The sequence below is a fragment of the Paenibacillus sp. FSL W7-1088 genome (assembly GCF_037969855.1).
Taxonomy (GTDB): Bacteria; Bacillota; Bacilli; order Paenibacillales; family Paenibacillaceae; genus Paenibacillus.
Genome location: NZ_CP150216.1, coordinates 5,704,941 through 5,715,545 on the forward strand (window position 1 = coordinate 5,704,941; position 10,605 = coordinate 5,715,545).

Sequence of the window (10,605 nt, forward strand, 5' to 3'; positions counted from 1 at the left end):
TACCTTAATGACGTACAAAGGAGCCCTGCCCATGCTGCCGCTTTACAAAAAATACGGGCGCACCGTCTTTGACATTGCGCTGCTCGTTTTAACCGTGTACTTTATCATGTACGGATTCAGCCGATTATATCAATTGGCTGCGCCAGTTTTTCTTTCATTTATAGTGTATTGGATGATCGAACCTCTGGCAAGATTTCTACATCGCAAAGGGTTGCCCAAAACCCTGGGCGCCGCCATTTCGGTGTTATTGTTTCTTGGGGTTATTGTCGCTGCCTTTTTTGGATTGGGATTAATTATCGTATCCCAAATTTCTAATTTGCAGGATAATTTTCCTTATTATATTGAGATGATTCAGCGTGAATTCACCAATCTGGTTTATTTCATTCAGGACAAGTCGGATGCTTTACCTGACGGAATAACCGAGAAGGTTAATGACTATTTTGCTACACTGACCGGATTCCTGTCCAAATGGGTGACCAGCGGTGCACAAATCGTCATCGGTTTTCTCAGTTCGTTTTCTTCCTTTATTACCAATTTTGGCATTGCCATTATTCTCGCATTCTTTCTCAGTATCGAGATTGAATCCTGGCGGAAATTTGCCCGGGCAAAAACACCAAAAACGTTGAAGCTGGCTCTTGAATTTATGCGTAATCATGTGTTCAAGACGATCCGTTCGTATTTGAAGGCCCAGATGATTATGATGCTGATCACTTTTGTATTGATTTATGCAGGCTTGTTGATTCTTGGAACTGCTAATGCCTTCACTATCGCAGCCATCTGCGCCGTTTTTGACCTTGTGCCTTTGCTGGGAGTTCCAGTTATTTTCATTCCGTGGATTGTGTATCTGTTCATAGTGGGCAATAGCAGCCTTGCGATTGGCTTAATTGTAGTCCTTGCTGTAACCATGCTGACACGCCAACTGCTGGAGCCGAAAATATCGGGTAATTCAATCGGGGTCTCTTCCGCTTACTTGATGCTTTCTTTTATGCTGATCTCGCTCTCCGTCTTTGGCCTGGCTGGTGTGGTATTGTCTCCGGTGCTGCTAATTCTGCTTAAAGAACTGCTGCAACAAGGATATCTCCAGCAATGGATTCACTTGCCGAAGGATGAATTCGAATCTTCACCACTCGTGATGGACACACCGGGTGGAGCCGCACCTGGGATGAATGCTGAGCCTTCGGTGCAAGAACCTGCTCCTCATGGGAATCATGAGGATTCGGCCAAATAGTCCATCACTTTTCTGAACATCGCCGTTGCTTGGTGACGGCTGCTTGGAGCAACGTTTTGGACAAGGACAGCTACGGCATATTTGGGTTGGTCCGTAGGTCCGTACCCAATGAACCATTGATGGTTACGCTTCTCTCCATGCTGCTGTACCTGTGCTGTACCAGACTTCCCTGCTACTTGCCAACGTGCATGTTGCAGGGATTTTCCCGTTCCGTCACTAACTACCTTCTTCATCCAGGATAACAGCTGATGCGCCGTAGCTGGAGAGATCCGTCCTGCTGAAGATGGTGAATCATGCATCGGCATATCCAGCATCGTATCGCCATCGGCATATCGGATACGCTGAACAAGGCGTGGAGCGCTCACCTGGCCATCATGCAAGAGCGTGACGATCAGATTGGCCGCTTGCAGCGGGGTCACCAGAACGTCCCGCTGACCGATAGCTGTTTGTACCTTTGCTCCTTCATCCTGTGGGGAGACAGATGGAAGTCTGACTCTTCCTGCATCCTCATGATCGAAATGATGTAGTACCGGCATACCTGCAACCAGCTTTCCTTCCCAGCCAACTGGACGTGCCAATCCCAAAGCAACCGCCGTACGTTCCAGCTGCTCCATACTGAGCCGACGAGCAGTTTCAGCAAATACAATATTACAGGATTCGGCAAATCCTTGCTCCAGATTCAATGTCCCATGCCCATGCTCCTTCCAGCAGGACAGACCATATTTTCCCCATTCGCCACCACAATGGAAAGTCTCCCCTTTGGATACAGCGTGATATTCCAACGCGGCGGCGGCTGTAACGATTTTGAATATGGAACCAGGCACAGCCCCCTGCACGGCACGATTTGCCCAAGCCGTTTGTTTGGGGTCCACATGCTGCGGATTATAGAACGGAGCCGAAACCATCGCACGTACGTCTGCATTCGCCGCATCCAGCACAACGATAGCCCCTTCCTTCATACCGGACTTCCTCACCATCTGCTCTATCCCTTGCTGCAAATCGATATTTATCGTCGTCTCCGCACGCAATGGATAGTGTGTATTCGCGGGTGCAATCACGCGTGGCTGGATATCCGGAATAACCTCTCCTGAACCTGTAACCATGCGTGTTAACAGGGTAGGTCCAATGCCCATCAATAAAGGTTCCATTGTTCTTTCCAGCCCAGCTGCTCCAGATTTCATGGCAAAAGGCTGCTTCACCTCATTTTTATGACGCGACTGTGCGTTCGGGAATTCAGGCTGTTCAGCAAGATAACCCAACCATTGCATGCCTGTAGCGGCTTGTCCATAACGTGTCATAAGAGGATACACACTCGCTCCGTCTGTCTTCAATTCACGTAGTCGGGCAACCTGAGACTCAGTCAATGGGTTCGGCTGGTTGGCACCTGCAGTCCAGAAGTGGGGTGCGTTCCCTTGATTCCATTCCTTTTGTAACGAATTCACATCAGTATGTAAGAGAGCCGCCAATTCCTTAACTTCCGATTTTGTGGATGGGTATGAATGACTTGTTTGATCTGGATGCGGAAAAAGGACCAACCCCCATTCCAGCTTACCTGTTAGGGGCCGCCCTTTGTAATCGATAAACTGTCCTCGTCCCGTATCCAATACCACTCCACGCTCTCGCTGCAATACGGACATCTCACGAACGGTACGTTGAAATCCTGGCATCGTGCGATTGATTTGAACGACTTGAACCCAAGCCAAACGAATCATCAGCAAAGAAAATAAACCCGTAAAAAGAATACATGCAATATAAATGCGCCGCTTCAGTTGTACTTGCATCAGACCACCCCGTTCAGCGTTTTGGCATAGTATTCTTCATTCGGAATGGAATTATCCGGTAACAACAAGAAAACCTGTCCCTTATTAGGGACAGGCTTCTCAAATGAAGCAAACAGGTTCGAATTAGACTGTAAAGCGAGACAATGTATCTTTCAATTCTGTTGATACATTCTCCAGTTTTGCTGACAAATTCACCAGTTGGTTGCTGATATTTTGTTGTTCACTGCTCAAGGAGGCAACTTCCTGGGATGTTGCAGATGATTGTTCAGCTACTGCGCTGACATTACTCATCGCTTCGGACAACGTTCCTTGAGATTGATTCAAATCTCCGATTGAGCCAGTGACCATGCTCAGACTCTCAACAAACGCACCCATTTGTTGCTGCACTGAAGCAAATATTACATTAGTATCTTTTACGGCATCCATCTGTTCCTTGAATAACGGATACGCTGCAGACAATTGATCCACTGTCTCATTCATTTCGGTCATAATCTTGTCGGTAATGTCGCCGACCATATCAATGGACTGTCTGGATTGTTCAGCCAACTGGCGAACCTCATTCGCGACCACCATGAATCCACGTCCAGCTGTACCGGCACGAGCGGCTTCAATGGTTGCATTCAAGGAAAGAATGTTCGTTTGCTTGGTAATATTTTGCATGACGTCAAGCACCTTCAGAACAGAGGACGTACTGTCTTTCAAGGAATCCACCTTGTTTACCAACGCACCGATCATTTCTTCTGTCTTCTGCGTTTTGGTCATCAACTGATTCAGATGCTGTGTACCTGTCTGACTAGATTTCTCTACATGACGGGCTGAATCACCCATTTGTTCATTCGCGGCAACCACACTCTCCATCTGACGGGAGATATTGTCGGTCAATTCATTTCCACGCTCTGCTTCTGTTGCCAGACTACTTGCTCCACCTGCAATTTCTTCAGTGGCTACGGCAATCTCGGAAGCAGAGACTGCTGTTTTCTTGGACGCACTGCTCAGCTCAGAAGCCGTATCCAATACTTCCTGTGCAGAACGGTTGGTTTGCTCCACGAGTTTCGTAATTTGCTCCATCATCAGATTGAATGCAGCCGATAATTGACCAATTTCATCCTGGGAGCTATAAGGTGTACGCACCTTGAGGTTCCCTTTTGCCCCTTCTTGCATCAGATCTTTCAATTTACCCATTGGACGGGCAATCATACGAACCATCCAAATACCGATCAGAATCGCAATAGCCGCATCAACCAATGCCATCCACAGGGTCAACGTCAGAATACCCTTAGCATCTTTCACCAGAATAGATGTTGGAACCATCCCGATCAGTTTCCAATCGGATGAATCCATGGTGCTATATGAAGCCAGCATATTGGTTGAATTTCCATCCACCGTATACTCCGTATTCGTGCTGCCGGATTTTTCTTTCAACTCTTTAACAAAAGTCAAATCCGTATCTTTCCCTGTACGATCAGCAATCGTTGAAGCTACAACCTTGTTGTCCGGAGCAATGAGTTGAAGAACTGAGCCTTCACCCAAGTCAAGAGATTTCAATTGCTGCTCCAGAACCTCCAATTTCAATTCAATGATTAACACATAGGACTGGGTAGTCCCTTGCAGGTTTTTCATCGAACGGGCAATGCGGAACGTGGGTGTGCTGCCATCCTCTTTGGCTTCTGTTGGCAGCCAGCGATATCCACCCGCCTGAACCAATTCATCATACCAACCTTCTTTACGGATGTCGCCCATGGCAGAGCTGTTGCTTCCTGTACCCATTATCGATTTTGTTTCGTCTGTCGGCACAAGATAAATCGCTTCCATAGATTTATTCGTAAAAGCAATATTCGACAATTGTTTGTTGATGGAGCTTGAATTCACAAACGTATCATATGCCGACAAATTCTTATCAGACATTTTCTGAAGCAAGGACTGCATTTCCGGATCGAAGAAAATTTGAGTGGATGTATCTACAAACCGCTCCAGAATAATGTCCATTTTTTGCTTGGTTTGTTCAATCGTTTCCTGATTTGATCGGGATGCATTCTTCTCAATCGTATCCTTGGCTTTCGCATAGGATAATAGACCCAAACTAACGACAAAGATCATGATGCCCGCAAAAAAGATCAAAAACAGCTTAACGCCTACCGATTTAACGGGATTAGCCTTCTTAATCTGTGTAAACGTTGTTCCCCCAATATTTTTCCAGTCCTGCTTTTTCAATTGGGTTTTCGTTTTGTTCCATCCCGACTTCAGCTTACTCCCGTCCAATTTAAAGGGCTTTTGGCCTGGAGTATCCCCTGTCTTACTCTTAACACCTTTTTCTTTCTTCACTTTCTGAACCTTCTCGGGCTTAACCTTCTCGGGTTTTGTCAATTCTTCCCCACTGTCATTCTGCTTCTTTTGAACCAATCCCATTCACCTGCCAGTAATTTACTTGTTGGATTTTTCTTTCTCTCCCCTATAAATATGTAGTATTCGACAGCTTTCTCCTTTCCCCTCTCATTTTTTCGAAATTTATTACAACTTTTTTCCTATTTTTCTATAAAAAAAAGACCCCCATATACCGATATACGGAGGTCGAATTTGTAAATTTTATAACACTATATTGTTAAATCATAGCATTATTTTGTTAAAAACTAGGCATTTGAACCTATTTCTTTTTTCTCATCATATCAAAGTAGGAAACAGGTTGATTCACCTTCATTTTTACACGCTGTAACGGGTGACGGGCTGCATCGATCACGTTGCCGTCTTCATCCTGCAATTCCCCAACTACCTGTTTGAAAAAGTGGCCGCCCGGACCAAAAAATTCGATTTCCTGTCCTGGCTTGAAATGATTGCGCTGTTGAATGGTCGCCATTCCTGTAGCCGCATCATAGTCCATAACCAATCCGGCAAAGTCGAAAGGTACCGCTTTTTCTTCCGGTTCATAGATGTGATCCTCATGATCCGGTGTATCATAGAAAAATCCGGTATTCAGTGGACGATTCGCTGCCTTGTTCATTTCCTCTACCCACTCAGGCTTCAATACATAGTTCTCCGGGTCAGCCATATAAGAATCGATGGCCTGACGATACACGTTAACCACGGTAGCCACATAGTGAATGGACTTCATGCGTCCTTCGATTTTGAAACTATCCACACCGACATCAATCAGCTCAGGAATATGCCCAATCATGCACAAGTCCTTCGAACCCATGGAAAAAGAATTGTCCTGCTCCTGGAATAGGGGCAGCTGGTTCTCTCCCAATTTAAATGGTGCAGGTGCCTGCATTTGCATTTCTTCTTCGCTGACCCACACAGTATCTTCCCGGGCATCTTCAAACAGATCATACTTCCAGCGGCAGGATTGGCAGCAGCCACCCCGGTTGGAGTCCCGATCCGTAAAATGGTTGGACAACACACAACGTCCGGAATATGACGAGCACATCGCTCCATGAATAAAAGCTTCGATCTCGATATCCACATTGGCCTTGATTTCTTCAATTTCTTCAAAGCTGGTCTCACGTCCGAGAACGACGCGTGGGAGCCCTTCATCCTTCCAGAACTTCACAGCTTGCCAGTTCAGAGTGGATTGTTGTGTGCTCAAATGCACTTCCAGCCCCGGTACGGCACGCTGAGCCACTTCAATAATTGCGGGATCTGCTACGATAATCGCTGCAATTCCTGCATCATACAAGTTTTGCAAATATGCTTGAATGCCTTCGATATCCTCATTATGCGCATAAATATTGGTTGCCACGAAAACCTTGGCTCCATATTTTTTGGCAAATTCCACACCTTCACGCATTTCCTCAAAGCTAAAGTTATCCGCGTTGGAACGCAATCCGTATGCCTGTCCACCGATATACACAGCATCTGCACCATAATGGATAGCAAATTTAAGCTTTTCCAGATTGCCCGCCGGAGCAAGTAGCTCCGGTTTGTCCAGACGGTTACGTTTACCCGAGAACTTCCGCTGTACCGCCACTGTTTCCATGTTGTTCACCTCGTCTATTAATACACCTGTTCTTTATAGAAAAATCCAAACGACAATTCCCGCTCAGGGTCCTGCAATTGACGAACCTCGTCCAGCCATTCTTCACAAAATACATAAGCATCGGCATCAGCTGCATAACTGTCCAGAGCTATACGGTATGCACGTACAACAGCTTCGTTATACGCAAGCGGTTTTAATATGCCTTCGATTTTGAAGCTGTGTACACCAGCCTCCATCAACAGATGAAGATCCTCAAGAATACAGATATCCTCCGAGCTCATGATGTGAGTTCCGTTCACATCTTCATAGATCGGGAATTTCTCATCCCGCCGTTCGGCCTCAATCAGAAATAAACCACGCTCTTTACCCAAATGCCCTTCTACTGGGCGCCCCTGATGGGACATATAACTTTGCACCAGACTCCGTTTGGAATGATAAATGTTCGTCATGCCATGTACCTGCACCTGAGCTTCCACCTTCAGAAATGGAACCATCTCTGTCAGCTCGTCCATATTCAGCTCCCGAGCAAGCACAACTCGACTCGCGCCTTTGGTTCCCCAGTAGTTGGCTGTTGCATAGTTGGTCGATGTCATCTCAGCGTTCCAGTGCAGCTGGATATGGGGAGCAAACTCCTTAATAGCGGCGAGCACAGATGGGTCGTTGAACTCCACCCCATGCACACCGATTTTACCCAATGCTTGAACATATTCAGGTAATTCCTTTAGCAGCTCGTTGGACATCAGATTGTTCATGGACACGTATACACGAGCCTGATGTTTCGCTGCAATGGCAGCGACCTCTGCTGTTTCATCTAAACTGAAGCTTCCGGGAAGACGCATGCCGAAGCGATCATCCCCAATTAACAAAGCATCTGCTCCTGCTCGGAGCAGCACCTCTGCTTCTTTCACATTTGCCGCCGTAACGAGCAGTTCATGTTTCGTACTCATATACATCCCCTCCGCTTATTGCGCAGCCTTACTTTTGGCTATATTTTGCTGATGTTCCTTATACGTTTTGGCAAACAGATGTCCAAAAGTACCGTCCTTCTTGGTCACATAGAACAGGTAATCCGAAGCTTCCGGTTCCAACGCTGCCTCAATGGATGCCAGACTTGGACTAGCAATCGGTCCTGGTGGCAGCCCTTTGTTCAGATACGTATTATAGGGGCTCTGTACCTTCAGATCCTTGAAAAGCAATCTGGCCTTCGGCTTATCCAATAAATACTGTACTGTCGCGTCGATCTCCAGTTTCATATTCTGCTTGATCCGATTATAGATCACACCTGCAACAAGCGCCCGTTCCTGATCTACCACGACTTCTCTCTCGACAAGCGATGCGATCGTTAATACTTCATGCAAAGACAGGTTTCTCTCCTTGAGTTTGGACGCCAAATCAGGGATAGAATCAACCTTGGTCTGGAATTCCTCAAGCATTCGCTGCATGACCTCTTGAGTAGAACTTCCCTCTTTGAGCTCATACGTCTCCGGGAACAGGTACCCCTCCAGTACATATCGCAGTTCTTCATCCACGGGAATGTCCTTGATAATGTCGATATCAAAAGCAGTTGGATCATTCGCAAGCTTGATAAATTCCTCACGATCTACAATTCCTTCAACAGATAGTTTGTCTGCCATTTGTAATACTGTATATCCCTCAGGAATCGTAAACTTGACCATGGATTCAGGCACAACTTCACCGTTACTCAGCTTAGTAATAATCTCATCGTATGACACACCTGGATTTAAGGAATATGTACCTGCCATAAAATTCGATCCTTGTTTCTTCCATTTCAGGTATCCCTTAAAAGCTAAACCACTCCGAATCAGACCTTCCTGCTCCAACTGGTCCGCAATTTTGGAAGTCCCTGACCCGCTCTTGATCTCGAAAACGATCGGTTCTGTGGATGCTTGTACCGGACGCATCATGTTCCAGACATATACGCCTGCGCCTCCGGCAACCACCACGATGATAAGCAGAAAGATTAGTATCGCTTTTCCTTTCAAAAAAGACACAACTCCTTTACACAACCAAAAAGAGCGGACTTCTCCGCCCTTCCGGTTTCTTCAATTTGAAGCTGATTCATCAATCTTCATCAATGGGGAGTGTACACTCATCATACAATTCTGAGATGTTCTCCCACTCATCATCATCGTCAATCGTAACTAATTCCGGCATGATCTGGCCTTCACTTCCCGGTAAAACCCGCAAAAGTTCAACTTCGTCATAAGGACGTAATGAACTGCGGAGCACCGCATACTGCTGGCCCTTCACTTCAAACTCAGCCAGCAGGTCATACGGATGCGATTTACCGTTCTCTTCTTCCAGCTCAACGTGAGCACCAAAAGCCAGACGCAGCGAATCTGTCCATTTCAAGTCTTCGCGGCTGTATTCTGTCATTTAGTTCGCTTCCTCTTCATCTTCTGCAAGAAATGTATTAAACGTCTCCTCGACGATATCCCATTCGGCATCATCTTGGATGACGAAAAGTTTAATATCGTCGCCCTCTTCTTCATAACGGAATGCATAGACATCCGTCTCTCCATCTTCGGGTTCAACCGGAGCAACCATCATGTACTTGGCCTCCGAACCGTCCACTTCGAATTTCATGATGACTTCGAATTCCTCTTCATTACCCTCGTCATCCGCAATGTAAATAATCTCCGATTCTTCTTCCATACCCAGTTGATCTTCAGCCATTGTTGATCCCCCTCACCTTTTACTATTGGCATCCAAATAATTTTGCAAAATCAAGCTTGCGGCCATTTTGTCCACAACCTGCTTGCGTTTTTTGCGACTGACATCCGCTTCAAGCAACGTTCGTTCTGCTGCCATGGTTGTCAGTCGTTCATCCCAAAGGTGAACAGGTAAATTCAGTTCGCCCCGCAGGCGTTCGGCAAAAGCGATGCATATTTCACCACGCGGCCCTACGGTGCCGTTCATGTTTTTGGGAAGTCCGACAACAATCTCGCCGATCTCATGCTCACGCACAAGCTCCGCAATCCGAGCGAACTCACCTTCATCCCGGCGGCGTTCAAGTACTTCCAATCCCTGGGCAGTCCAACCGAAGGCGTCACTAGCGGCAACTCCGATTCTTCGGTCCCCATAATCCAAACCTAATATTTTCATCCATGCTCTCCCATCCTCAAGCCTGCTCAGGTCGAACCATATTCGCCTTCTCAAGCTTCAGGCTGTCTTCTGTCGGTTCATTTCCCGCTGCCTGCATAGCTGCATCACAGCGGAAGCGATGTACATTACCGGTGATTGGCCAGATAAGAACGAACAAGCTCTTCAATCAGCTCATCGCGCTCTTTTTTACGGACCAGACTGCGTGCATTGTTGTGACGAGGGATGTATGCGGGGTCTCCAGAAATCAGATACCCGACAATCTGGTTAATAGGATTATACTCCTTATCCACCAGTGCATCATATACCGTGAGAAGAATCTCTTTGGAGGATGCTTCCTGCTCGTCGGCTTTCACATTAAATTTAACCGTCTTATCCATGGAGTCCATTGATGACACCTCGCTCCTGCATGAACATGGGGACCATGTCCTGCCGAATTGATTTCTGCTTATATAATAACATATTCTGACTGCCACAAGTAAACAAAGGATAAGCCAATTGTG

The 10,605-nt window shown here is 46.4% G+C and carries 10 protein-coding genes; 1 reads left to right on the plus strand and 9 read right to left on the minus strand.

Annotated features, from left to right (window positions below):
• Nucleotides 1-31 precede the first annotated feature (31 nt).
• Complete coding sequence (locus tag MKY42_RS25705) at nt 32-1,228, plus strand: AI-2E family transporter (RefSeq protein ID WP_339853089.1); 1,197 nt, start codon at nt 32-34, stop codon at nt 1,226-1,228.
• On the opposite strand, the gene MKY42_RS25710 is transcribed toward MKY42_RS25705, so the two are convergent.
• The 9 genes from MKY42_RS25710 to MKY42_RS25750 form a co-directional block, all read right to left on the minus strand.
• Nucleotides 1,207-3,009 carry a penicillin-binding transpeptidase domain-containing protein gene (locus MKY42_RS25710; protein ID WP_339845760.1) on the minus strand — a complete coding sequence of 601 codons (1,803 nt, stop codon included), beginning with the start codon at nt 3,007-3,009 and terminating at the stop codon, nt 1,207-1,209. The two genes, MKY42_RS25705 and MKY42_RS25710, sit on opposite strands and share 22 nt — an antisense overlap.
• Nucleotides 3,010-3,132: 123 nt before the next feature.
• Entirely contained in the window at nt 3,133-5,415 is a 2,283-nt protein-coding gene (locus tag MKY42_RS25715) for a methyl-accepting chemotaxis protein (RefSeq protein ID WP_090903952.1), read from the minus strand.
• Nucleotides 5,416-5,650: 235 nt separating this feature from the next.
• Nucleotides 5,651-6,979 (minus strand): U32 family peptidase, encoded by a 1,329-nt coding sequence (locus MKY42_RS25720; protein WP_339845763.1) that lies wholly within the window; start codon nt 6,977-6,979, stop codon nt 5,651-5,653.
• Nucleotides 6,980-6,996: 17 nt separating this feature from the next.
• Nucleotides 6,997-7,926, minus strand: a complete 930-nt coding sequence (locus MKY42_RS25725; RefSeq protein WP_179263276.1) for a peptidase U32 family protein — start codon at nt 7,924-7,926, stop codon at nt 6,997-6,999.
• Nucleotides 7,927-7,941: 15 nt separating this feature from the next.
• Nucleotides 7,942-8,982, minus strand: coding sequence for an endolytic transglycosylase MltG (mltG, locus tag MKY42_RS25730; protein ID WP_339845766.1), 1,041 nt, complete (start codon nt 8,980-8,982; stop codon nt 7,942-7,944).
• A 79-nt stretch (nt 8,983-9,061) separates the two neighbouring features.
• Complete coding sequence (locus MKY42_RS25735; RefSeq protein WP_024633076.1) at nt 9,062-9,376, minus strand: DUF1292 domain-containing protein; 315 nt, start codon at nt 9,374-9,376, stop codon at nt 9,062-9,064.
• On the minus strand, nt 9,377-9,676 hold the full coding sequence (locus tag MKY42_RS25740) for a DUF1292 domain-containing protein (protein WP_024633075.1): 300 nt from the start codon (nt 9,674-9,676) through the stop codon (nt 9,377-9,379). It abuts the gene before it with no gap.
• Between the two features lie 12 nt (nt 9,677-9,688).
• Entirely contained in the window at nt 9,689-10,105 is a 417-nt protein-coding gene (gene ruvX / locus MKY42_RS25745; protein WP_076287768.1) for a Holliday junction resolvase RuvX, read from the minus strand.
• Between the two features lie 125 nt (nt 10,106-10,230).
• Nucleotides 10,231-10,491, minus strand: coding sequence for an IreB family regulatory phosphoprotein (locus tag MKY42_RS25750; RefSeq protein WP_024633073.1), 261 nt, complete (start codon nt 10,489-10,491; stop codon nt 10,231-10,233).
• Between the last annotated feature and the right edge of the window lie 114 nt (nt 10,492-10,605).